This is a genomic window from Octadecabacter sp. R77987, from assembly GCF_042466115.1.
In the GTDB taxonomy this organism is placed as follows: Bacteria; Pseudomonadota; Alphaproteobacteria; order Rhodobacterales; family Rhodobacteraceae; genus SW4.
Genome location: NZ_JAXHBQ010000001.1, coordinates 920711 through 946564, shown reverse-complemented (window position 1 = coordinate 946564; position 25854 = coordinate 920711). Strand labels below are relative to the sequence as shown.

General features: G+C 59.8%; 18 protein-coding genes. 16 read left to right on the top strand and 2 right to left on the bottom strand.

The window, feature by feature from the left end:
- The first annotated feature begins 18 nt into the window (after positions 1–18).
- The 9 genes from soxA to SJY21_RS04700 all read left to right on the top strand — a co-directional run bounded on the left by soxA (position 19) and on the right by SJY21_RS04700 (position 10079).
- Entirely contained in the window at positions 19–876 is an 858-nt protein-coding gene (gene soxA, locus SJY21_RS04740; protein ID WP_377506930.1) for a sulfur oxidation c-type cytochrome SoxA, read from the top strand.
- A gap of 98 nt (positions 877–974) precedes the next feature.
- Positions 975–2678 (top strand): thiosulfohydrolase SoxB, encoded by a 1704-nt coding sequence (gene soxB, locus SJY21_RS04735; protein ID WP_377506927.1) that lies wholly within the window; start codon positions 975–977, stop codon positions 2676–2678.
- Between the two features lie 14 nt (positions 2679–2692).
- Complete coding sequence (gene soxC / locus SJY21_RS04730) at positions 2693–3958, top strand: sulfite dehydrogenase (protein WP_377506924.1); 1266 nt, start codon at positions 2693–2695, stop codon at positions 3956–3958.
- On the top strand, positions 3942–5213 hold the full coding sequence (locus tag SJY21_RS04725) for a c-type cytochrome (protein WP_377506921.1): 1272 nt from the start codon (positions 3942–3944) through the stop codon (positions 5211–5213). Before soxC ends, SJY21_RS04725 begins: the two co-directional genes overlap by 17 nt.
- The gene (locus SJY21_RS04720) at positions 5210–5917 is read left to right on the top strand and encodes a c-type cytochrome (protein WP_377506918.1); all 708 of its coding nucleotides are present in this window, start codon (positions 5210–5212) and stop codon (positions 5915–5917) included. Before SJY21_RS04725 ends, SJY21_RS04720 begins: the two co-directional genes overlap by 4 nt.
- A 24-nt stretch (positions 5918–5941) precedes the next feature.
- On the top strand, positions 5942–7207 hold the full coding sequence (locus tag SJY21_RS04715) for an FCSD flavin-binding domain-containing protein (RefSeq protein ID WP_377506915.1): 1266 nt from the start codon (positions 5942–5944) through the stop codon (positions 7205–7207).
- 79 nt (positions 7208–7286) lie between these two features.
- Positions 7287–7718, top strand: coding sequence for a DUF302 domain-containing protein (locus SJY21_RS04710; protein ID WP_377506912.1), 432 nt, complete (start codon positions 7287–7289; stop codon positions 7716–7718).
- 8 nt (positions 7719–7726) lie between these two features.
- Positions 7727–8950 carry a 5-aminolevulinate synthase gene (hemA, locus tag SJY21_RS04705; protein WP_377506909.1) on the top strand — a complete coding sequence of 408 codons (1224 nt, stop codon included), beginning with the start codon at positions 7727–7729 and terminating at the stop codon, positions 8948–8950.
- A 64-nt stretch (positions 8951–9014) separates the two neighbouring features.
- Complete coding sequence (locus tag SJY21_RS04700; RefSeq protein ID WP_377506906.1) at positions 9015–10079, top strand: YeeE/YedE family protein; 1065 nt, start codon at positions 9015–9017, stop codon at positions 10077–10079.
- Here SJY21_RS04700 and SJY21_RS04695 read toward each other — a convergent pair.
- Positions 10076–10984: an MBL fold metallo-hydrolase gene (locus tag SJY21_RS04695; protein ID WP_377506903.1), complete on the bottom strand. Its 909-nt coding sequence runs from the start codon at positions 10982–10984 to the stop codon at positions 10076–10078. The two genes, SJY21_RS04700 and SJY21_RS04695, sit on opposite strands and share 4 nt — an antisense overlap.
- Before the next feature lie 217 nt (positions 10985–11201).
- Here SJY21_RS04695 and SJY21_RS04690 point away from each other — a divergent pair, with 217 nt between their 5' ends.
- The 7 genes from SJY21_RS04690 to SJY21_RS04660 all read left to right on the top strand — a co-directional run bounded on the left by SJY21_RS04690 (position 11202) and on the right by SJY21_RS04660 (position 23962).
- Positions 11202–12812 carry an alpha-amylase family glycosyl hydrolase gene (locus tag SJY21_RS04690; RefSeq protein WP_377506900.1) on the top strand — a complete coding sequence of 537 codons (1611 nt, stop codon included), beginning with the start codon at positions 11202–11204 and terminating at the stop codon, positions 12810–12812.
- Positions 12813–12920: 108 nt separating this feature from the next.
- Entirely contained in the window at positions 12921–15335 is a 2415-nt protein-coding gene (locus SJY21_RS04685; protein WP_377506897.1) for a glycogen/starch/alpha-glucan phosphorylase, read from the top strand.
- Positions 15336–15346: 11 nt separating this feature from the next.
- Positions 15347–17530: a 1,4-alpha-glucan branching protein GlgB gene (gene glgB, locus SJY21_RS04680; RefSeq protein WP_377506894.1), complete on the top strand. Its 2184-nt coding sequence runs from the start codon at positions 15347–15349 to the stop codon at positions 17528–17530.
- Between the two features lie 35 nt (positions 17531–17565).
- Positions 17566–18825, top strand: a complete 1260-nt coding sequence (glgC, locus tag SJY21_RS04675; protein WP_377506891.1) for a glucose-1-phosphate adenylyltransferase — start codon at positions 17566–17568, stop codon at positions 18823–18825.
- 1 nt (position 18826) lies between these two features.
- Positions 18827–20260, top strand: coding sequence for a glycogen synthase GlgA (gene glgA, locus SJY21_RS04670; RefSeq protein ID WP_377513149.1), 1434 nt, complete (start codon positions 18827–18829; stop codon positions 20258–20260).
- Positions 20257–22338 carry a glycogen debranching protein GlgX gene (gene glgX / locus SJY21_RS04665; protein WP_377506888.1) on the top strand — a complete coding sequence of 694 codons (2082 nt, stop codon included), beginning with the start codon at positions 20257–20259 and terminating at the stop codon, positions 22336–22338. Before glgA ends, glgX begins: the two co-directional genes overlap by 4 nt.
- 1 nt (position 22339) lies before the next feature.
- The gene (locus SJY21_RS04660; RefSeq protein WP_377506885.1) at positions 22340–23962 is read left to right on the top strand and encodes an alpha-D-glucose phosphate-specific phosphoglucomutase; all 1623 of its coding nucleotides are present in this window, start codon (positions 22340–22342) and stop codon (positions 23960–23962) included.
- Here SJY21_RS04660 and SJY21_RS04655 read toward each other — a convergent pair.
- Complete coding sequence (locus SJY21_RS04655; RefSeq protein ID WP_377506882.1) at positions 23959–25833, bottom strand: alpha-amylase family glycosyl hydrolase; 1875 nt, start codon at positions 25831–25833, stop codon at positions 23959–23961. The two genes, SJY21_RS04660 and SJY21_RS04655, sit on opposite strands and share 4 nt — an antisense overlap.
- Positions 25834–25854: the final 21 nt, after the last annotated feature.

Here is a 25854-nt window from a genome sequence, read left to right as displayed (position 1 = left end):
GTCCAGGGAGGGGCGAAAATGAAAAAAACACTACTGTCCGCAAGTGCCGTGTGTCTCGCTATGGCCGTCCCCTTTGGGCCGGCAATGGCTGACGAAGATGCCGATCTGGTCATCAACGGTGAAATCGAAATCACGGTGCGCGCACCGGCACCCGCCCACATGGACGGGACCGGGATTAGCGAGATCATGTCGGGATGGGTATTCCGCTCGACGGAAACCCAGGCCTTTGAAATGGATGATTTCGAGAACCCCGGCATGATCTTTACCGAGGCGGCGATTGAATCGTGGAATACCGTCGAAGGCGAAGCAGGCGAGTCCTGCGCAAGCTGCCATGGCGCACCCGAAGATATGGCCGGAATCAGCGCAGTTTATCCGCGCTGGAACGAAGGCGCCGGTGAAGTGCGCACCATGACAATGCAGATCAACGGGTGCCGCACGGAACAGATGGGCGCCGAAGAATGGGCCTATGACAAGGACGAAATGCTGAACATGACGGCGCTTTTGGCATCAGTGTCCCGCGGGATGTCGGTGGATGTTGCGATAGACGGTCCGGCACAGGACGCATGGGAGCTGGGGCGCGAGTTGTATTATACCCGTAACGGTCAGCTTGATCTGTCCTGCGCATCCTGTCACGAGCAGAACTACGGCAACCTGATCCGCGCTGACCATCTTAGCATGGGCATGATCAACGGCTTTCCGACCTATCGTTTGAAAAATGCACGGTTGAATGGTGTGCATTCGCGTTTCCGTGGCTGCATTCGCGACACGCGCGCGGAAACCTATGCGGTTGGCAGCCCCGAATTTGTCGCGCTTGAACTATACGTGGCGTCACGCGGCAACGGTCTGTCGGTCGAAGGTCCGTCGGTCCGCAACTAGAACACGGGAAGGCCCGCGGCGCATCTGCGTTCGCGGGCTTTCTTTCACTTAATATATTCAGCTTTACGAATGTGATGGCTGGGAACCGAGGTAAGCACATGATCTCACGGCGCGATTTTCTACAGGCCAGCGTGGCCGCCAGTGCAATCATCGGCACGTCCGGGTTTGGCAACTGGGGCCGTTTGGCCGCGCAGCAGGCGCTGACCCAGGATCAACTGCTGGAGTTCGAGACCTTTGGAAACGTGTCGCTGATCCATGTCACCGATATTCACGCGCAGCTGAAACCGATCTATTTCCGCGAGCCGGAAATCAATCTGGGGGTCGGCAATAACAAGGGCGCTGTGCCCCATATCACGGGTGCCGATTTCCGCCGCGCTTATGGTATCGACGACGGCAGCCCGTCTCATTACGCCCTGACATACAACGATTTTTCCGCGCTTGCCCAAAGCTATGGCAAGATGGGCGGGATGGATCGTGTCGCAACGGTCGTGAACCAGATCCGCGCCGCGCGCCCTGACGCCTTGCTGCTGGATGGCGGCGATACGTGGCATGGGTCCTACACCTGTTATCAAACCGAAGGGCAGGACGTGGTCAATGTCATGAACATGCTCAAGCCCGATGCGATGACATTCCACTGGGAATTTACGCTTGGGTCGGATCGCGTGCGCGACATTGTTGGTGAATTGCCGTTTGCAGCGCTTGGCCAGAACATCTTTGACGCCGAATGGGATGAACCATCGGAAGACTTCCAGCCCTATAAGTTCTTTGAACGGGGCGGCGTGAAGATCGCCGTGATCGGGCAGGCTTTCCCCTATATGCCCATCGCCAACCCCGGTTGGATGTTCCCTGAATACTCGTTTGGTATCCGTGACCAGCGGATGCAGGAAATGGTCGATGAAGTGCGCGTTATGGGGGCCGAACTGGTGGTCTGCCTGTCGCACAACGGCTTTGATGTGGACAAGGCGATGGCAGGCCGTGTGACAGGGATTGATGTGATCCTTGCGGGCCACACCCATGATGCGCTGCCTGAACCGGTGCTGATCAACGACACGATCATCATCGCATCGGGGTCGAACGGCAAATTCGTCAGCCGCGTCGATCTGGACGTGCGCGATGGCCGCATGATGGGCTTTCGCCACAAGCTGATCCCGATTTTTTCCGATGTGATCGCGCCCGATGCCGACGTGGCGGCTGTCATCGACGAACAGCGTGCGCCATTCGAGGCCGAGCTGAGTGAAGTCTTGGGCAAAACGGCTGACGACACGCTGCTTTATCGCCGCGGCAACTTTAACGGATCGTGGGATGACCTGATCTGTGACGCGCTGATCCAGGAACGTGATGCCGATATCGCCATGTCCCCCGGCGTGCGCTGGGGTCCGTCGATTCTGCCGGGGCAGGACATCACCCGCGAAGACCTGTGGAACGTCACCTCGATGACCTATCCCAATGCCTACCGCACTGAAATGACAGGTGAATTCATTCATACCATCATGGAAGACGTGGCCGATAACCTGTTCAACGAAGACCCTTATTACCAGCAGGGTGGCGACATGGTGCGTGTTGGTGGCATGGGCTACCGGATCGACATCAACAAGCCGATTGGCGAACGGATCAGCAATCTGACGCTGCTCGAATCCGGCGAAACGCTGGACCCTGCCAAGACCTACGTGGTCGCAGGCTGGGCATCGGTCAACGAAGGGACCGAAGGCCCGCCGATCTGGGACGTGGTCGAGAATTACATCAAGAACAAAGGCACCGTCAGCGTGGCACCGAATACAAGTGTCGACGTGGTCGGCGCATAAGGAGGCAAGTAAGAATGGATGATTTCGCAAAAACATCCCGCCGGGCATTTCTGCGCGGCAGCGCCGCAGTTGCCGCTGGCGCGGTCGCAGGCCAGGCGGTTGCGCAAGACGTGCCCGATCCGAAAATCACCGAGTTGCAGGACTGGGCCTCGTATCTTGGGGTCGGCGTCGACGAAACGCCCTATGGTCTGCCCATCCGTTTTGAAGCGGACGTGGTGCGCCGCAACGTCGAATGGCTGACCGCATCGCCGATTTCGTCGATCAACTTTACGCCTATTCACGCGTTGGACGGCACAATCACACCGCAGGGTTGCGCGTTTGAGCGCCACCATTCTGGCGCGATCGAGCTGAGCAAGGACGACTATCGTTTGATGATCAACGGTCTTGTTGATCGCGAGCTGGTCTTTACTTACGCCGATCTGGAACGCCTGCCGCGCGAAAACCACGTCTATTTCTGCGAATGTGCCGCCAATACCGGCATGGAATGGGCTGGCGCGCAGTTGAACGGCGCGCAATTCACCCACGGCATGATTCACAACATGGAATACACCGGCGTGCCGCTGCGCACCCTGCTGGCCGAGGCCGGTGCCGATATGTCTGCCGACAAATGGGTCTATGTGGAAGGGGCGGATGCCTCGTCCAATGGCCGCTCGATCCCGATGGAAAAGGCGCTCGATGATGTGCTGGTGGCCTTCAAAGCCAACGGCGAGGCCCTGCGCATGGAGCACGGCTATCCGGTGCGCCTTGTCGTTCCCGGTTGGGAAGGCAACATGTGGGTCAAATGGATCCGCCGGATCGAAGTGACCGACGCCGCCGTGGAAAGCCGTGAAGAAACGTCAAAATACACCGATGTCTACGAGAACGGCGTTGCGCGAAAATGGACGTGGGTCATGGATGCAAAATCCGTCATCACGTCCCCAAGCCCGCAAATGCCGATCACACATGGCACCGGACCACTGGTTGTTTCCGGCCTTGCGTGGTCCGGCCACGGCAAGATCACACGGGTTGATGTGTCAATCGACGGCGGTGCCAATTGGCAGACCGCACGACTGGGCAAACAGGGCGACGCCAAGGCGCTGACCCGCTTCTATCTGGACATGGATTGGGACGGCAGCCCGATGCTGTTGCAATCACGTGCCATTGACGAAACCGGCTATGTCCAACCGACCAAGGACCAGCTCCGCGAAAGCCGCGGCGAAAACTCGGTCTATCACAACAACTGCATCCAAACCTGGTTTGTGAACGAAGAAGGGATCGCCGAGAATGTCGAAGTCTCTTAACTTATTTCTTCCCGCACTGGGTGGCACCGCGATGCTGATTGCACTGGCCTATGGCCTGTCGACGCGGACCTATCAGGACCAGACGGTGGCGAGCCTTGAAACGCAACTCGCGCAGAAGGACGCCTCGGTCACGGGTGCCCTTGCGCAGGCGCAAGACGCCCAAGACCAGATCGCGCAGCTTTTGGCCGAGCGTGACGCATTGCAAGCCGCGGTTGCAAGTGGCGGCGGGTTGACCGAACCTGCGCCAGCGTCCGAGGCTGCTTACAATCTTGGGCGCGCAGCCCTGCCCGAGGAGGTTGCCGCGTGGAACGTTGATGTTCTGCCGGACGGGCGCGGTTTGCCCGAAGGCAGTGGCGACGTCTGGACAGGTGAAGAGCTGTTCGTCGAGAACTGCGCAGCCTGCCACGGCGATTTTGCCGAAGGCGTGGACAATTGGCCGGTGCTGGCTGGCGGGTTTGACACGCTGGCAAATGCCGACCCGGTCAAGACTGTCGGGTCATATTGGCCTTACCTGTCGACGGTGTGGGACTATTCCCATCGTTCAATGCCCTTTGGCAACGCAGGTAGCCTAAGCGCCGATGATACCTATGCCATCGTCGCCTACATCCTCTACTCCAATAACCTTGTCGATGATGATTTCGAGCTGAGCCACGAAAACTTCCTTGATGTCGAAATGCCCAATGCTGGCGGCTTTGTTGTCGATGACCGCGCCGAGCGGGAGTATGCGCAGTGGAGCGGCGAGCCTTGCATGGAAAACTGCAAGGAGACGGTCGAGATCACGATGCGGGCGACATTCCTTGACGTGACCCCGGAAGAAGAGGGCGCCGAAGAAGAGGCCGCCGTGCAAGAGGTGATCGAAGAAACGCCAATCGAGAGCGAAATGGCGACCGACGCGCCGCAAGTGGCCGAAGCGGTTGAAGCAGACCTTGACCCCGCGCTTGTCGCAGCGGGCGAAGGGGCATTCCGCCAGTGCCGCGCGTGTCACCAAGTGGGCGAGGATGCCCGCAATGGCACCGGTCCGCAGCTGAACGGCATTTTGGGCCGCACGGTCGGTGCGGTCGAGGGTTTCCGGTATTCGACGGTATTTGCCGAAGCCAATGCCGCAGGCGAGATGTGGGATGCCGAGAGTTTCGCCGCATTCCTCACGGATCCGCGCGGCGCGCGGCCCGGCACAAAGATGGTGTTCCGCGGGGTGCGTGACGCGGCCGAAATCGACGGATTGATCGCCTATATTGAAAGTGTTTCATCGCCATGACCCGGTTCGCCCTCCCAGCGTTTGCATTTGTGATGTGCGTGCTTGGCACGGGCGCTGCAAATGCCGACGCGGGCGGCGATCCTGAACGCGGGGCCGAACTGTTTTCGAAATGTGCAAGCTGCCACCAGGTCGGGGCAGGGGCTGAACATGCCGTTGGTCCGCACCTGAATGGCATCTTTGACCGCGCGGCCGCCCACGCCGAGGGCTTCCGCTATTCCGAAGGGTTGCTGCGGGCCGCGACAAACGGGCTGACGTGGAACTTTGACACGCTGGATGCCTATCTCGAAAACCCGCGCGCGCTTGTCTCGCGCACGCGGATGAATTTTGCAGGGCTGTCCGATCAGCAAGACCGCGATGATATCGTCGCCTATTTACGCACCTTTTCGGCCAGTCCGATCAACATCCCCGAATCCGCACCAACGGCTGTGGCGGTTGACCACGAGGTCGCGCCTGAAATCCTCGCGATTGTGGGCGATCCGGCTTACGGGGAATACCTGTCAGGCGAATGCACATCCTGCCATCAGGCCAGTGGTGACGCCTCGGGCATTCCCAGCATCACCAATTGGCCAGCCGCGTATTTCGTCACCGCAATGCATGCCTACAAGGACAATGTGCGCACGCACCCTGTCATGCAGATGATGGCGCAGCGCCTGTCAAACGAGGAGATTGCAGCGCTCGCTGCGTATTTCGAAGACATCGAATAATCGGTGCCACCTAGGGAGGAAGACATGAAATTCAACAGACGCGCTTTTCTTGGAACGATTGCCGCAACCGGTGCGCTTGCCGCGCCCATGGTCAGGGCCGCTGCACACGGGCGACCGCGAGTTGTTGTCGTTGGTGGCGGGGCAGGCGGGGCCACGGCCGCGCGCTATATCGCCAAAGATAGCAATGGTGAAATTGACGTGACGCTGATCGAACCCTCGCGCCACTATTACACCTGCTTTTTCTCGAACCTGTATCTGGGTGGCTTTCGCACGATCGAAAGCCTTGGCCATTCTTACGGCGGATTGGCGGCAAACTACGGGATCAATGTTGTGCACGACTGGGCCGTTGGCGTGGACCGTGACGCAAAAACCGTGGCCACAGCTGGCGGTTACACCATCCCCTATGATCGCCTGATCCTGTCGCCCGGCATTGATTTCGTCGATGGCGCGGTGCCCGGTTGGGATGTCAGCGCGCAAAACAGGATGCCCCATGCCTACAAGGCCGGATCGCAGTCTGAGTTGCTGCGCGCGCAGATCGAATCCATGCCACAGGGCGGCACCTATGCGATGGTCGCGCCGCCCAACCCGTTCCGCTGCCCCCCCGGCCCCTACGAGCGGATCAGCATGGTCGCGCATATGCTCAAGGACATAAACCCGACCGCCAAAATCCTGATCGCCGACCCCAAAGAGGCGTTTTCCAAGCAAGGCCTGTTCGAGGAAGGCTGGAACACCCACTACGCTGGCATGATCGAACGGATCGGTCCTGATTTCGGTGGTGCCAATGTCGAAGTCGACCCCGAAGCCATGACCCTAAGCATCGACGGCCAAGTGACCGACGTCGATGTCTGCAACGTCATTCCGGCGATGAAAGCAGGCCGGATCGCCGAACTTGCCGGCATCACCGAAGGCAACTGGGCGCCGGTGAATGCGGCTGATCTGTCTTCCAAGATGGATGAAAACATCCACGTCTTGGGCGATGCCTGTGCGCAGGGTGACATGCCGAAATCCGGTTTTTCGGCCAATTCCCAAGCCAAAGTTTGCGCCAACGCGGTGCGCGGTGCGCTGACCGGATCAACAGTGTTCCCCGCGCGCTTTGCCAATACCTGCTGGTCGCTGATTGATACCAATGACGGTGTCAAAGTCGGCGCCACATACGAGGCCACGGACGAAAAGATCGCCAAGGTCGACGGGTTCATCAGCGAAACCGGTGAAAGCAGCGAGGTGCGCCAGGCCACCTACGAGGAATCGCTGGGTTGGTATGATGGCATCGCCGCTGACATGTTCGGCTAAACGCATCGGGCCTTGATTTCGCGCAAGGCCCGATCATCGACACCGCGTTAGACTGCGGTGTCACTATGGAGGACTTGAAATGAAACGTTTTCTACTTGCGGCCTGTTTGGGCTTTGTCAGTTCGTTTGCCACTGCCCAAGAGGCGAGTGTTTATCCCTTTGATGGGACGTTTGAGGACGCCACGTTTTCGGTGGAAACCGCGATTGTCGGCAAGGGTCTGGTGATTGATTACGTCAGCCACACGGGCGACATGCTGAACCGCACGGGCGCTGACGTTGGCAGCGACGTCGAAATCTTTGCGGGCGCCGATATCTTTCTGTTCTGCTCGGCAACCCTGTCGCGTGAGGTGATGGAAGCCGATCACATGAACATCGCCCACTGCCCCTACGGTATCTTTGTCACCGAACGGAATGGCGAGGTCATGATTGGCCATCGCAACTATCCCGAGGGCGAAATGCAAAAGGTTCAGGCGTTGCTGGATGAGATTGTTCAAGACGCCCTTGGAGGATAAAACCGCCGATGAACTACACCGACTTTTTTAACGCGCAGCTGACAAGCTTGCGCGACGAAGGCAACTACCGCGTCTTTGCCGATCTTGCGCGGGAGCGGGGTGCGTTTCCGCGGGCGGCCAATCATCTGGGTGATGTGGTGCGCCCTGTCACGATCTGGTGTTCCAATGATTATCTTGGGATGGGCCAGCACCCCAAGGTGCTGGACGCGATGCACGATGCGCTCGACAAGGTCGGCGCGGGCGCAGGCGGCACCCGCAACATCTCTGGCACGACCCATCATCACGTTTTGCTGGAACGCGAGCTGGCCGATCTGCACGGCAAGGAAGACGCGTTGCTGTTCACCAGCGGTTATGTTTCCAACTGGGCGGCCCTTGGCACTTTGGCGTCGAAAATCCCGAACTGCCTTGTGCTGTCGGACGCGCTGAACCACGCGAGCATGATCGAAGGCATCCGCCATTCACGGGCCGAGCGTCAGATCTGGAAACACAACGATCTGGCCGACTTGGAGGCGAAACTTGCCGCGCAGCCGCTGGACCGCCCAAAACTGATCGCCTTTGAATCCGTCTATTCGATGGACGGGGACATCGCCCCGATCCGCGAGATTTGCGATCTGGCCGACAAATACAACGCGATGACCTATCTGGACGAGGTGCACGCCGTGGGCATGTATGGCCCGCGCGGCGGCGGGATTGCCGAACGCGAAGGGCTGATGGACCGGATCACCGTGATCGAAGGGACGCTGGGCAAGGCCTTTGGCGTGGTCGGCGGCTATATCGCGGGCAGTGCCGCGGTCTGCGATTTTGTGCGCTCGTTCGCGAGCGGGTTCATCTTTACGACCGCCCTGCCACCTGCCGTGGCGGCGGGCGCTTGTGCCTCGATCCGCCACCTCAAGCAATCCAATATCGAACGCGAAGGCCAGCAGGCCCGTGTGGCACAGGTGCGCGCACGCCTTGAAGCGGCGGGAATCCCGCATATCGACAACCCCAGCCACATCATTCCGGTGATGGTGGGCGATCCGGTGAAATGCAAATACCTGTCGGACGTGCTGATGGACCGGTTCGGCATCTACATCCAGCCGATCAACTATCCGACCGTGCCCAAAGGCACCGAACGGCTGCGCATCACCCCGTCGCCCGTGCATAGCCAGGCCGATATCGACGCCCTGGTCGGCGCGCTGGAAACACTCTGGGCACAGTGCCAACTGGCGCGTTTGCCCATGGCGGCGCAGTAGGGTTTGATCTCGCGCAAGGCGGGCTTTTGCGGCTGTGCTAGGTCAGGCAAAACTGGGGTCTGATATGGAAAACCTGTTAGAGACATTTGGCGAAGGAACGATCCTGACCGCGTTGGGCCTGATTGTCGGGATCGTGTTTGGCGCGGCGGCCTATCAGTCGCGGTTTTGTCTGCGTGCCGCCACGGTCGAAGTTGCCGACGGGCAATGGGGCGGGCGTTTTGCGATCTGGCTGGTGGCCTTTTTTGCGGCCTTGTTTGCTGTGCAACTGGCGATCACGCTGGGCTGGCTGAACGTGGTTGATGCGCGCCAGCTTGCCAATGTCGGCAGCATGTCCGGCGCGGTCATTGGCGGGTTGATGTTTGGCATCGGCATGATCCTTGCGCGCGGATGCGCCAGCCGATTGCTGGTTCTGTCAGCCACAGGAAACCTGCGCGCGATGCTGACAGGGCTGGTGCTGACGATCGTCGCGCAGGCCTCGCTGACCGGTGTTCTGGCGCCCGTGCGCGAAACACTGTCCACGCTGTGGGCCGTGCCGGGGGGCACATCGCGTGATCTGCTGGCCTTGGTCGGGATCACGGCGCCCATCGCAGCTGCATTGGCTGCGCTGTGCCTGTCGGCTGCGTTGGTATTCGCGTCGCGCAAGGGCGTTGCATTGTCATGGATCACAAGTGCCGCTTTTGTCGGGCTTGCGGTCGCAGGGGGCTGGGTCGGCACCTATCAGGTGGCGCAGGCCTCGTTCGAGGTGGTGGGGATCACATCGGTGACATTCACGGGGCCATCGACAGATACGTTGATGGCGCTGGTCAATGCGCCCAATCCGCCGCTGGGTTTCGGGCTTGGGCTTGTGCCGGGCGTGTTCATTGGCGCGGGCACGGCTGCGGTTCTGACCGGGGGCTTTCACATCGAACGGTTTGGCGCGGACACGCCGATGGAACGCTACATGATCGGCGCGGTCCTGATGGGGTTCGGGTCAATGCTGGCGGGTGGCTGCGCGGTTGGTGCGGGCATGTCGGGGGGCGCGATCTTTTCGCTGACAGCATGGGTTGCCGTGGGCTGCATGTGGATCGGTGCCGTGGCCACGCACACGCTGCTGCGCAAGGGGCGCGGCACTGCGGCGGCTGTGGTTTAGTCCTGCACGAAGCGATAGGCGCTGCCCGCCTTTTCAACCCGCCCGATCCCCGTGTCGGGCAGATGAAAGCCCAGGATTTGCATCTGTTCATGGGCAAGCTGGTCCAGCAGGGCCACACGCGTGGCAACACCTTGATCGGCATCCTGATCCGAACCGGATCTCCAGTCGGGGTGATCAAACGCAAGGTGATGATTGCCGATGCAATCGCCAAGGATCATGATCGCCTCGCTTCCCTGGCGCACCTCGAACGCCATGTGCCCCGGTGTGTGCCCAAAGGTTGCGCGCGCGGCAACGCCGGGCAGGATTTCCGCACCGTCACCAAAGAATGTCACCTGATCTGCGATCCGCGCCAGACGCCGCGCGGCCCCGACGGCAAAGGTCGTGCGGCCTGCGTCGATTGTGTTCACGGTATCGGGATCGGTCCAGTAGTCCCATTCGGCTTGACCCATCATGTAACTGGCATTGGCAAACAGCAGATCGTCGAAATCATCCACCAGCCCCCAGATGTGATCAGGGTGGGCGTGGGTGAACACCACATCGGTGATGTCATCCGGGCCAAGGCCGGCGGCGTCAAGCGCATCCAGCAAGAAGCCTGCACTGCTCATGAATTCGGGGCCGGCACCGACATCAAACAGGATGTTGCGGGTGTCGGTTTGTAGCAGCGTGACGTTGCAGGGTGGCGTCAGGGTGTCGCCAAACCCATAGTGTTGCGTGACAGCCGCGCGCTGATCGTCGGGGACATGTTCCAGCGTCATAGACAGCGGCAGCGTCAGTGCACCATCCGACAGCGATGTCAGGGTAAACACGCCAAGGCTGGTCTGCGCCATGCTTGCACGCAGGGGTGCGAAACCGCTGGCGATGCCCGCCGCTGCAAGGGTTGTGAAACGTCGCCGCGTGAGGGTCATGGTGCCACCTTTACGTATTCAGTTAATAGAATGTGTAAAGAAAAACCCGGTAGCATGTCAATCAAAGGGATGGGCAGGCACAGGGCAACAACCCCGCAAAAAAGACGGCGCGCGACCTTTCCATTCCCGAAATTCTGCGTATGCAGGCGGCAACGCATGTTAGCGCAAGCATAACCGGCAGGGCAGGGTTGCCCGCAATCTGGCAAAGGGAAAACCAATGGCGAGCAAAGACTGGTGGCGCGGGTCCGTCACGTATCAGATTTATCCGCGATCCTTTCAGGACAGCGATAACGACGGCGTGGGTGATATCAAGGGGATCACCCAGCGGCTGGACTATATCGCCGACCTTGGGGTTGATGCGATTTGGCTCTCGCCGATCTTTACCTCGCCCATGGCCGACATGGGGTATGACGTGTCCGATTATCTTGATATCGACCCGTCGTTCGGCACGCTGGCGGATTTTGACGCGATGGTGGCACGCGCACACGAACTTGGCCTCAAGGTGATCGTTGATCAGGTGATTTCCCATTCATCCGACCAGCATCCGTTCTTTCAGGAAAGCAAGTCCAGCCGCGATAACCCGCGCGCCGATTGGTATGTCTGGGCCGATCCCAAACCCGATGGCACACCGCCCACCAACTGGCAGGCGATCTTTGGTGGCCCCGCATGGGAGTGGGAGCCGCGCCGCAAGCAATACTATTTCCACAACTTCCTGAAACAGCAGCCCGACCTGAATTTCCACAATCCGGCGGTGCAGGATTACATGCTGGATACGATGCGGTTCTGGCTGGATCGGGGGGTGGACGGCTTCCGCCTTGATACGGTGAATTTCTATTTCCACGATCGACTGTTGCGCGACGATCCGGCGGATTTCAAACCGGAATCCCGCACCGCGCACAGCACCTACGGGATGCAGTATCACATCTTTTCCAAGAACCAGCCCGAGAACCTGGTGTTTCTGCAACGCATGCGTGCGCTTTTGGACGAATACGATGACCGCACCCTTGTGGGTGAAGTCGGCGAAAGCCACCACGCCATTGAGATCATGGGGAAATATACGACCAATCATCGCCTGCACATGGCCTATTCGTTCGAGATGCTAAGCCCGAAATTCAGCGCGGGTCACTTTCGCGATCTGATCACCGAGTTTTTCGAGGATGCACCGGACGGCTGGCCCTGCTGGGCGTTTTCCAACCACGATGTGCCGCGCCACGTGTCGCGCTGGTTTTCCAAGGCGGTTGATCAGGATGCGCTCGCCAAACAGGCTGGTGCGTTGTTGTTGTCGCTGCAAGGGTCGATCTGCCTGTATCAGGGCGAAGAACTGGGCCAGACCGACACGGACCTGTCATACGACGAACTGACCGATCCACAGGGGTTGATGTTCTGGCCCGAAGACAAGGGCCGCGATGGCTGTCGCACACCGATGGTCTGGGATGAAAACGCACCCAATGCAGGGTTTTCGGATGCAAATGCCACGTGGCTACCCGTCAAACCTGCGCAATCCAGCCGTGCGGTTGCAGCGCAACTGGCGGATGAAAACTCGGTCCATGGGTTCTACAAGGACATGCTGGCCCTGCGCCGCGCCGAGCCTGACCTGCGCGAGGGCAACACCACATTCTTGCCTTCGGACGAACCGGTTCTGGCATTTGCGCGCGGCGAGGGTCTGGTCTGTGTGTTCAATCTGTCGGCGTCCGAGGTTGAATTCACGCTGCCCGTTGCGGCTGATCCGATCCTGCAGCGCAATGCCGAAATACGGAATGGCACAAGAGTTGCATTGTCCGGCAGCGGCTTTGTGATTGCACGGCTGCAACACCATACTGTTGCGTAACCGCAAGGCAGCCCTGCAAAATAGGCGGGTGCTGTTTTGCGCCGCTTACGATACTGATAGCGCTATCAGCCTGCACGATTCCGTGCGGGCCTTTAGAAAAAGACGAGCATGCTTGATACCCATATGACCGCCGCCACTGATATTTCCCTTCCCGATCTTGAGGCGTTTCAGGCGCAAATCCTGTCGCACCTGCGCACGTCCGTCGGGAAAAACCCAGCGCACGCAACGCCTTATGACTGGCGCATGTCCTTGTCGCTTACGTTGCGTGATATGGTGGTTGATCCGTGGTTCAAAAGCACCCAAGCCACCTACGAGGCCAAGGGCAAGCGTGTCTATTACTTGTCGATGGAATTCCTGATCGGCCGCCTGATCGAGGATGTGGCCGTCAACATGGGGGTCGAAGACCTTGCTGCGCAGGCGATGACGGGTCTGGGGCAGGATTATTCCAGGATTGTTGCCGATGAACCCGACGCCGCACTTGGCAATGGCGGGCTTGGCCGTCTGGCCGCCTGTTTCCTTGATAGCCTGTCGACCCTTGGAATCCCCGCCTACGGCTACGGTATCCGCTATGAACACGGGTTGTTTGAACAGCATTTTCAGGATGGACAGCAGATTGAAACTGCCGAAGGCTGGCTGAACCAGCGCCACGTCTGGGAATTTGAACGCCCCGAAGTGGCCTATCCCATCGGTTTTGGTGGCCATGTGGCAGAACAGGATGGCGCATCCGTGTGGCACGCCGGTGAAACCGTGATCGCGCTGGCCTATGACACGCCGATCGTCGGCTGGCAGAAGAAATGGGCCAACACCCTGCGCCTGTGGGCGGCCAAACCCACGGTGCTGTTCGATTTGGACAGCTTTAATCGCGGCGATTACATCAGCGCCAGTGCGCCCGAGGCCTTGGCGCGGACAATTTCGCGGGTGCTTTACCCCGATGATACGACCGACCAGGGCAAGGAATTGCGCCTGAAGCAGGAGTACTTTTTCACCGCTGCATCGCTGCGCGACATTCTGCGCCGTTTCAAATCGGAAGGGCACGATCTGCGCAAACTGTCCGATTTCGTGGCGATCCAGTTGAACGACACGCACCCTGCGATTGCCGGGCCGGAACTGGTGCGCATTCTTGTGGACCTGCACGGGTTCGATATGGACGCGGCGATTGCCACGGCGCAATCCTGTCTTGGCTATACCAACCACACCCTGTTGCCCGAGGCGCTCGAGGCATGGCCCGAACACCTGTTTTCGCGGGTTCTGCCGCGCCACTACCAGATCATTCAGGAGATTCAGGCCCGCGTGCTGGCCCCTGTGACCGATGATATTCACATCATCGAACATGGCACCGTGCGCATGGGCGAACTGGCCTTTGCCATGGCGCACAAGGTCAATGGCGTCTCCGCGCTGCATACGGGACTGGTCAAGGAAACCGTGTTCGCGGGGCTACATCAGGCTTTTCCCGACCGGATCGTGAACCAAACCAATGGCGTCACACCCCGGCGTTGGCTTTATACCTGCAACCCCGCCCTGAGCGGGCTGATAACCGACACCATTGGCACCGGTTGGGTCGATGATCTGGAACGGCTTTCAGGGCTTGAAGCCAATGTGGACGACAGCGCATTTCAAGACGCATTCCGCGCTGCCAAACGCGCCAACAAGGTGGCCATGTCCGACTGGCTGGTGGCACGGGGCGGGGCTGCGCTGAACCCCGACGCGATGTTTGATATCCAGATCAAGCGGATCCATGAATACAAGCGCCAGTTCATGAATATCCTTGAAACCATCGCCCTGTGGAACGACATCCGCGACAATCCCGACGCCAACTGGACGCCCCGCGTCAAGGTGTTCGGCGGCAAGGCGGCACCGGGTTACGCCGTGGCCAAGGATATTATCCGCCTGATCAACGATGTGGCCGCGACCATCAACAACGATCCGGCCACACGCGATTATTTGCAGGTGGTTTTCCCCGAAAACTATAACGTCTCCATGGCCGAAGTGCTGATCCCCGCCGCCGATCTGTCGGAACAGATTTCGACGGCCGGCAAGGAAGCATCGGGCACCGGCAACATGAAACTGGGCCTGAACGGCGCGCCAACCATCGGCACGCTGGACGGGGCCAACGTGGAAATCCGCGAGCACGTGGGGGCGGACAACTTTTTCCTGTTCGGCCTGACCGCCGCCGAAATCACCGAGCGCCGCAGCATGCACGGATATGCCCGCACCGCAATCGAGGCCAGCCCGCGCCTGATGCGCGTGCTTGCGCAGATGGCCGAAGGGCGGTTTTCGGGCGGCGACACGGGGCGCTATGCAGGGTTGCTGACAAACATCTGGGATCACGACTACTTCTGCGTCAGTCTTGATTTCGACACCTATTACGACATGCAACGCACAGTGGACGCCGCGTTCCGCGATGTGCCACATTGGTCCAGAATGGCGGCGCTGAACACCGCGCGGCTGGGCTGGTTCTCGTCTGATCGCACGATCAAGGGCTATGCCAAGGACATCTGGGATACGCGCTCGCTGTTGAAATAATCGGGGAAGTCATGGATCAGGCCGCAATCGACCGTATCACGTCAGGCACCCATTCAGACCCGTTTTCGGTGCTGGGGCTGCACGCGGTCGACGGGGTTCTGACCCTGCGCGCGTTTCTGCCGGAGGTGGATAGCGTGACGGCACTTGATGCCAAAACGGGCCGCAAGATCACCGATCTGACACATGTTGCTGGCGGCGTCTGGGAAGGGCGCGCGCCGCGCCGCAAGACCCGCTTTGCCTATCGGTTTCGGATCGCCAAAAACGGCCACACATGGGAACAGGGTGATCCTTATGCATTCGGCCCGGTCTTGGGTGAAATGGACGAACACCTGATCAACGAAGGGGCGCACCGTGCGCTTTGGCAGGTTTTGGGTGCCCATGTTATGACCCACGAAGGCGTGCAGGGTACGCATTTTGCCGTCTGGGCCCCCAATGCGCGCCGCGTGTCCGTGATTGGGGATTTCAATGGCTGGGACGGGCGGCGCAACCCCATGCGCCAGCGCGGCCAGACGGGTGTCTGGGAAATCTTCATGCCGGGCTTGGGCGAGGGGGAGGCGTATAAATACGAACTGCATGACCAGCAGGGCAACCTTCTGCCCGCCAAGGCTGATCCGTTCGGATTTGGCGCGGAACATCCGCCGAAAACCGCATCCGTCGTGCGCGACCTGCGCGGGTTTGACTGGCCCGATGATGCATGGATGAGGCGCCGCGCGGCGGCCCATCGCACCGATCAGCCAATATCGGTTTACGAGGTCCATCTGGGATCGTGGAAGCAGGTGGCCGAGGATGGCAACCGCCCGCTGTCCTATCTGGAATTTGCCACGCAGTTGGTCGATTACGCGCGTGACATGGGGTTCACCCATATCGAACTGATGCCCGTGTCCGAATTCCCGTTTGACGGGTCGTGGGGCTATCAGCCGGTGGGCCTTTACGCGCCGACGATCCGCTTTGGCACGCCGGACGAGTTTCGCACCTTTGTGGCGGCCTGTCACACCGCTGACATCGGCCTGATCCTTGACTGGGTGCCGGGCCATTTTCCCGAAGACCCGCACGGGCTGGGCAATTTCGACGGCACGCCGTTGTATGAACACGCTGACCGCAAGGAAGGGTTTCACCCCGATTGGCAGACGCTGGTTTACAACTACGGGCGGCGCGAAGTGTCGAACTACCTGATGGCCAACGCCTTGTATTGGTTGAAAGAACACCACATCGACGGGCTGCGTGTCGATGCTGTGGCGTCGATGCTTTATCGGGATTATTCGCGCAAGGAAGGCGAATGGATTCCCAACGAACACGGCGGGCGCGAGAACCTTGAAGCGATCGCCTTTCTGCAACGGGTCAACGAAGTGTCATACGGCGAAGTGTCCGGCATCACCACGATCGCCGAAGAATCCACCGCCTTTCCCGGCGTGACGGGGATGACATCGGGCGGCGGCCTTGGGTTCGGATTCAAATGGAACATGGGCTGGATGAACGACACCCTGTCCTACATGGCCGAAGACCCGATCAACCGCAAATATCACCACTCCAAGATGACATTCGGGCTGGTTTACGGGTTCTCGGAAAACTTCATGCTGCCGCTTAGCCATGACGAAGTCGTGCACGGCAAAGGGTCGCTGCTGGATAAAATGCCGGGGCAGGGGGCAGACAAATTAGCCAACCTGCGCGCCTATTACGGGTTCATGTGGGGGCATCCGGGCAAGAAGCTGTTGTTCATGGGCTGCGAATTTGCCCAAGGCGCGGAGTGGAACCACAATGCCAGCCTTGACTGGCACCTGCTGGAGAATGATCTGCACCGTGGTGTGCAAAATCTGGTGCGTGACCTGAACCACGTTTACCGCGACACCCCCGCGCTGCACCAGTTGGATTGCAAGCCCGAAGGCTTTGAATGGGTTGAAGAAAACGCCTCCGAGGAGTCGGTTTTTGCGTGGCTGCGCCATGGAAAAGACGGCGAAGCCCCGGTGCTGGTCGTCTGCAATATGACACCGGTTGAACGCACGGGCCGTCGCGTGGGTGTGCCGAAAACCGGCCACTGGCGCGAGATATTCAACAGCGACGCAACGCCCTATGGCGGCGGCGGGCGTGGCAATCTGGGCGGGGTCGATGCCGAATTGGTCGCGGCATCCGGGCGGGGGCAATCACTGTCACTCACATTGCCGCCGCTTAGCACGATCATGCTGCGCTGGGAGGCGTAGTTTCCGGCGCGATTGCGCCTTTGAGGGAGGACAGGATGGAAAACGAAACACAACGGCTTGCACAGCAATCCATGGCGTTTGTTCTGGCAGGGGGGCGCGGCAGCCGATTGTATGAACTGACCGATATTCGTGCCAAACCGGCGATGTATTTTGGCGGTAAGACCCGCATCATCGACTTTGCCCTGTCCAATGCTGTCAATTCCGGCATTCGCCGCATCGGTGTGGCGACGCAATACAAGGCGCATTCCCTGATCCGTCACCTGCAACGCGGCTGGAGCTTTTTTCGCGCCGAGCGGAACGAGAGCCTTGATATCCTGCCCGCATCCCAGCAAATGAACGATGAAAACTGGTATAAGGGCACGGCAGACGCCGTCGCGCAAAACATTGATATTATTCGTGGATATGGCCCCAAGTATATCATCATTCTGGCTGGTGATCACATCTACAAGCAGGATTATTCCATCATGATCAAACACCACGTCGAAAGTGGTGCGGATGTGACTGTGGGCTGTATCGAAGTGCCGCGGATGGAGGCAACCGGCTTTGGCGTGATGAAGGTTGATGGCAACGACAAGATTCTTGATTTCGTCGAAAAGCCAAAAGACCCTCCTGCGATGCCCGAAAACCCGGACATGGCGCTGGCGAGCATGGGTATTTATGTGTTCGAGACGGAATATCTGTGCAAACTGCTGGAAAAGGACCGCGATGATCCTGACTCCAGCCATGATTTCGGCGGTGATATCGTCCCGCAGATCGTGCGTGATGGTCTGGCGGTGGCGCATCCCTTCAGCCGGTCCTGCGTGCGCAGCGGCATCGAAAAGGAACCCTATTGGCGCGATGTCGGGACGGTCGATGCGTTCTGGCAGGCCAATGTGGACCTGACGGATTTTGAACCGAAACTGGACCTTTACAACAACGACTGGCCGATCTGGACCTATTCGGAACTCACGCCGCCTGCGAAATTCATTCACAACGAAGAAGGGCGGCGCGGCCACGCAGTTTCGTCGATGGTGGCGGGGGGCTGTATCATTTCCGGCTCCTACCTTTATCGCTGCATGATGTATACCGGCGTGCGCACCCATTCGTTTGCGCAACTCGAAGGGGTCGTGGCCATGCCCTATGTCGAAATCGGGCGCAATGCGCGGTTGAAAAACGTGGTGATTGATCGCGGCGTGAAAATCCCCGAAGGGCTGATTGTCGGCGAGGATGCCAAGGCCGATGATGACAGGTTCCGCCGCACGGACAGCGGCATTTGCCTGATCACCCAACCGATGATTGATGCACTGGAAAGCTGACGTGAATATCCTTTTTGTGGCGTCCGAATGTGCGCCTTTCGTGAAGACCGGCGGCCTGGCCGATGTGATTGGCGCTGTGCCGAAATCGCTGGCACCTTTGGGTGGGGATGTCCGCATTCTGCTGCCGGCCTATCCGGCACTGGCCGCGCAAGTGGCCAAAGGTGCAAGGGTTCTGACGTTTGACGATCTGTTCGGCGGCCCGGCCCGTGTGGTTGCGGTGCAGGAAGCGGGGCTGAACCTGCTGCTGCTGGATGCGCCGCATTTGTTTGACCGGGCTGGCAATATCTATCTGGATGGCAATGGTAACGACTGGGGCGACAATTACCTGCGCTTTGGTGCGCTGTCATGGGTTGGTGCGCAGATTGCAACAGGCGCCTTGGACGGTTGGCAACCCGATGTGGTCAACGCCCATGACTGGCAGGCGGGGCTGGTGCCTGCGTATTTGCGCGCGCAGGATGGGCCGACACCACCGGTTGTTTTGACGGTGCATAACATCGCGTTTCAAGGCGTGTTCGGCGCCGATTGTATCGCTGCGCTGCGCCTTGATCCGGCGCTGTTCACGCAGGATGGCTATGAATACTGGGGCAAGGTCAGCTTTCTGAAGGGCGGGCTGGCCATGGCCGACAAGATCACCACCGTCAGCCCGACCTATGCCCGCGAATTGATGCTGCCTGAATTTGGTGCGGGGCTGGACGGGGTGCTGAACGCCCGCAAGGCTGATCTGACTGGTATCCTGAACGGCATTGATCTGGATGTCTGGAATCCGGCAGATGACGCGGCCCTGCCTGTGCCTTACACGTCCAAGACATTGAAAAAGAAAGCACAAAGCCGCGCCGCGCTTTGCACCCGTTTCGGGATTGATGCCAGCGACGATGCGCCGGTGTTTTGCGTGGTCAGCCGCCTTACCGAACAAAAGGGGCTGGACATGTTGCTTGAATGTTTGCCTGTTCTGACAGGCGCGGGCGCGCGTCTTGCGGTGCTGGGCACCGGCGACAAACGGTTCGAGACCGGCTTTGTTGACGCCGCGCGCCGTTATGGCGGGCAGGTCGGCACGATCATCGGATATGACGAAACCCTGTCGCACCTGATGCAGGGTGGGGCCGATGCGATCCTGATCCCGTCGCGGTTTGAACCCTGCGGGCTGACGCAGCTTTACGGACTGCGCTATGGCACGATTCCGGTTGTTGCGCGCACGGGCGGGCTGGCTGATACGGTGATTGATGCGAACCCTGCCGCGCTGTCGACGGGCTGTGCCACGGGCGTGCAGTTTTCGCCCGTGACGGTCGCGGGGTTGGCGGCAGCGATCCTGCGCACCTGCGATCTGTTTCGTGACCGCGCCAGATGGGCGGACATGATGCGCCGCGCGATGGCGCATCCCGTGGGCTGGGATCAATCGGCGCGCGATTATATGGCGCTTTATCAGGGGCTTGTATGATCAGCGCTGGCACGCCGCACCGTTTGGGTGCGCATCATACGGGTGCGGGCGTGAATTTCGCCGTGTTTTCCGAACACGCCAGCAAGATTGAACTGTGCCTTTTTTCCCCTGACGGACAAACCGAAACAGCGCGCATTCCCCTGCCCGAAAAGTCGGGTCCGGTGTGGCATGGTTTCGTGCCCGATTTGGCGATCGGCACGCTATATGGCTTCCGCGCGCATGGCCCCTTTGCGCCCGAACAGGGGCACCGGTTCAATCCGCACAAACTGCTGCTTGATCCCTATACCCGCGAGGTGCACGGGAGCTGGCAGCCGGTCGATGCGTTGTTCGGCTATGATCCGGCAAATTCGGCCAAAGACCTGTCATTGGGTACTGAGGACAGTGGGCCATATGTGCCAAAATCGGTGGTTTCCGATCCAGCGCTGTTTGCGCCCGTCACACCTGACCCGCTGCCCGACACCCCGTGCGATCTAATCTACGAGGCCCATGTCAAAGGCCTGACGCAGGAATGCCAGTCCGTTCCCGATACCCTGCGCGGCACCTACGAGGGGATCGCCAGTGACGCGATGATCGCGCATTATCAACGGCTTGGGGTCAAGTCGGTTGAACTGCTGCCGGTCCATGCCCTGGTTGACGAAACCTTTCTGCAGGGGCGCGGGCTGACCAACTACTGGGGCTATAATTCCATCGGTTTTTTTGCCGCCGAACCTCGTTACTTTGGACCTGACGGTATCAAGGGCTTTCGCGCAATGGTTGCAAAGCTGCGCCGCGCTGGGATATCGGTGATCCTGGACGTGGTTTACAACCACACAGCCGAGGGCGATCAGAACGGTCCGACCTTGTGCTTTCGCGGCCTTGATAACGCATCATACTATCGCCTGAACGCGGGCCAGCCGCGCTATTACGCCAATGATGCCGGCACGGGGAACACGCTGGACCTGTCACATCCGTTCGTGTTGCGCATGGTCATGGATAGCCTGCGGTTTTGGGTCGAATGCATGGGTGTGTCGGGTTTTCGGTTCGATCTGGCCACGACGCTGGGGCGCGAAGATCACGGGTTCGATCCGCGTGGCGGGTTCTTTGACGCGCTGTTGCAGGATCCGGTGCTGTCACAGGTGCAACTGATTGCCGAACCTTGGGATATCGGGCCGGGCGGGTATCGATTGGGCGAATTTCCGTACCGGTTCGCTGAATGGAATGACCGCTACCGCGACACCCTGCGCCGCTACTGGCGCGGCGATGATCACGCCACCCAAGACTTGGCGGCAGGCTTGCTTGGGACGGCCGAAAGGTTCGATCGGGCAGGACGGTCGGCCGCGTCATCGGTGAACTTCGTCACTTCGCATGACGGGTTCACGCTGGCTGATGTGACCCGATACAGCCGCCGCCACAATCAGGCCAACAAGGAAAGCAACAAGGACGGGCATCACGCCAACTACAGTGATAATTGCGGCGTTGAAGGCCCCAGCGACGATCCTGCGATCATCGCAAAACGCGCGCAACGCCAGCGCAACATTCTGGCAACCCTGTTCCTGTCCCAAGGCACACCGATGCTGCTGGCGGGTGATGAAATGGGCAATTCGCAGGGCGGAAACAATAACGCCTATTGTCAGGACAACCCGATTGGCTGGATCAACTGGGCGGGGGGCGATCAGGGCTTGGCAGATTTCGTTGCGCGCCTTTCGGCGTTTCGGTCCGCGCACCCTGCGTTGCATCAGAAACGGTTCTTGCACGGTGCGCCCCGCGCCCAAGACAACCTGCCCGATGTGGTCTGGAGCGACTTTCAGGGAGAGCCGCTGGAATGGCGCGATCCCGGATTGGCCAGTTTTACCCTTGTCGTGCGCGGCGCGGCTGAAATGCCAGCGGGTGGTGATGATCCTGCACCTGTGTTCATGGTTTTCAACCGCGATGGTGATGCGCAGGATGCGGTCGTGCCACCTGCGCAGGACGGCTATGAATGGGTCTGCCAGATTGATACGTTTCACCCGTCTGCCGCGAACTGGCCCGTGACGGATGGGTTCATCCGTGTGCAGGGGCAAACTGTTGTCGCCCTTGCACTGGCCCCGAAAGGAGACTGACATGATCGTCACCACCACACCATTCGCGGGCCAGAAACCCGGCACATCGGGCCTGCGCAAGAAGACGCGGGTGTTCATGCAGCCGCATTATCTGGCGAACTTCGTGCAGGCGGTTTTCAACGGCATTGGCGGGGTCGCAGGCAAGACCTTGGTCGTGGGCGGGGACGGGCGGTTTTATAACGTTCAGGCGATCCAGATCATCTTGAAGATGGCTGCAGCTAATGGCGTTGCGCGGGTCATTGTCGGGCAAAACGGGTTGCTGTCCACGCCCGCTGCATCCCATTTGATCCGGCTGAATGACACGGACGGCGGGCTGATCCTGTCGGCCAGCCACAATCCGGGTGGCGAAGATGAAGATTTCGGCATCAAATACAATGGTGCCAACGGTGGCCCCGCGCCCGAAAGCGTCACGGATGCGATTTTCGCGCAGACAGAAACCCTGACGCAATATCAGATGCTTGATGCGGGCGATGTTGACCTTGGCGTGCGGGGGGGCTCCACGCTGGGGACAATGACTGTCAGCGTGGTTGACCCCGTGAGCGACTACAGCGCGCTGATGGAAACCCTGTTTGATTTCGACGCGATCCGCGCCTTGTTCGCGGGTGGTTTCACGCTGTGTTTCGATGCGATGCATGCGGTCACCGGCCCCTATGCCACCGCGATTTTGGAGGGGACGTTGGGCGCACCCGAAGGGTCGGTGATCAATGCCACGCCCTTGCCGGATTTTGGCGGCGGCCATCCTGATCCAAACCCGGTCTGGGCGCATGAATTGATGGACCGGATGACAGGTGCAAATGCCCCCGATTTCGGCGCGGCGTCAGACGGGGACGGGGACCGGAACATGATCGTCGGGCGCGGTGCTTATGTGACACCGTCTGACAGTCTGGCCGTGCTGGCGGCCAACGCCCATCTGGCGCGCGGGTATTCCGGCGGGCTGGCGGGCGTGGCCCGTTCGATGCCCACAAGCGGGGCGGTGGACCGTGTGGCAAATGCCATGGGAATCGCGCTGTTTGAAACGCCCACGGGTTGGAAATTCTTTGGCAATCTTCTCGATTCCGGTCAAGCCACCCTTTGTGGCGAGGAAAGTGCCGGCACCGGATCAAACCACATTCGCGAAAAGGACGGGCTTTGGGCGGTGCTGTTGTGGCTCAATATCTTGGCGGTGCGCCAGCAATCCGTAGCCGAGGTGATGGCCGATCACTGGGGGGAATTCGGGCGCAATTTCTATTCGCGCTATGATTACGAGGCTGTGGCCAGTGACGCCGCCGATGCAATGGTTGCGCGCCTGCGCGACAACATGAATACCTTGAAGGGGCAGGTTCACGGCGAACTGACCGTGACGAGCGCAGATGAATTCGCCTATGACGATCCGGTCGACGGATCGCACAGCGCAGGGCAAGGATTGCGGCTGTGGTTTGACGGAGGCTACCGTGCGGTGATCCGCCTGTCAGGCACCGGCACCGAAGGCGCGACAATCCGCGTGTATCTGGAACGGGCCGTTGATGGGGCAGGGGTAGAATTTGCCGATACGGCCGCCGCCCTTGCGCCTTTGGTCCAAGCGGTCTTGTCGGTCACGCAACTGGCCGAAATAACCGGGCGCACAGGCCCCGATGTGATCACCTAGGCGCGCAACCAGACGCTGCCAAAGGGGTGCAATGTGACCGTCCCGCCATGGGTGTCGCCGGTCAGAAGATCGGTGCTGTCACCTCCGTCGACAGTCACCATCTGCGGCTGGTTGGTAAAATTGCAAAGGCAAGTCACATTGCGATCATCGCCTTGGCGGACATAGGCAACGACACCCGCAACACCGCTGTCAACGATCCGCGTGGGGTTTTGCGCGGCCAGCTGCGGCGTGGCTTTGCGCACCGCCAGAATGTGGTGCAAATCGTGGTAGATGCGCGCATGCGGCGCGCTTTGACCGGCCAGATCGCCCGCCTTGTCCCAATCCATCGCGGGGCGATGCATCCAGCGCCCGTCATCCACGCGGGTCGGGTCATCCAGATAGCTGTGATCGTTCAACAATCCCAATTCGTCCCCCATATAAATCAACGGGATACCACCAAAAGACGCGATCAGGGTATGGCCCAATCTGATCCGCGCGATGGCAGTGTCGATTGCCGCTTGGTCGCCACTTTCCAGCGCAGATTCCAGCCCCGCAAGGCTGGCAAATGACCCGTTGGTGCGGCGGTCTCCGGTTGCTGCGTTCGCCTGAAAATCCGCACCGCGCGCAGGGCTACCCAGAAAGCTGCCCGCATAAAAATCGGCTAGAAAGTTGCGATGCGCCGGGGCGGACATATGCGGGATATGGGCGGCGTCTTCCTCGGTGATGGCCCAGCCGATATCGTCGTGGCAGCGGATATAGGTGGCAAAACTGGCGCGCCGGAAGCTTTCAGGGAAATGGCTGCGCAACACATGGGTCATCAACCGCGTGTCACCGGATGCAAGGGCCGACCAGTACTGCACCATCAGACTGTTGTGATAGGCCAGCTGGCTAACCCGCCCCGCATGGCGTCCCGTCCCCAGATAGGGCACCAGATCGGCGGGCCCGACAATCGCTTCGGCCTTGTGGATGACAGCCGGGGCGGCGACACGGGTGGCTTGGGTCAGCGCCTGCAAAATGTCGTGGACTTCGGGCAGGTTCTGGCAGCCTGTGCCCATCCGTTTCCACATGAAGGCGACCGCATCAAGGCGGAACACCTCGACGCCCTTGTTGGCCAGAAACAGGATCGTATCTAGGATCGCGAGGAACACTTCGGGATTTTCCCAGTTCAGATCCCATTGATATTCGTTGAAGGTGGTCCAGACCCATTTGCCCATATCGGGGTAGTAGGTGAAATTGCCCGGTGCCTGCGCGGGAAAGATTTCGACCAGCGTTCGTTCGTATTGTTTGGGCAGCGTGTCGTCATCGAACATCCGGTAGAACGCCTGATAAAACGGATCGCCCGCGCGCGCCTTTTGCGCCCATTCGTGTTCCTTGGCGGTGTGGTTCAGCACCATGTCGATGCAAGGGCTGATTCCGGCCGCGCGCAGGGACAGGTTGGCAGACTGGAAATCCGCCATGCTGCCCAGATCGGGATTGATGCGGCGGTAATCCTTGACCGCATAGCCCCCGTCCGATTGCCCCGCGCGCGGCATCAGGCAGGGCATCATATGCGCATAAGTTACGCCAAGGTCTTGCAAGTAGGGGATATGTGCGGGCAGGTTTTTCAGCCGTCCTGCGAATTTGTCGATATAGAACACATAGCCGACCATATCCTGCGACAGGAACCAGTCGGGGTTCAGATCGCGGACCAGATCAAGGCGGCGCAGATCGGCAGGGCGCGCGCGCCAGTGTTTTTGCAGCAGATCGCGCGTGCGATCGAGCAGCGTTTCAGGGGCAATCACGCCGCCATATAGCCGCGTCAGCGGGCCGATCAGATCACGCTGACCACGCTCCCAACGCAGGGCAAACAGCGCGGCGGTGGTCATGTCTGTGCGGGTCGCTGCTTTGGCCACGAACAAGTCTTTCTGCGCGAA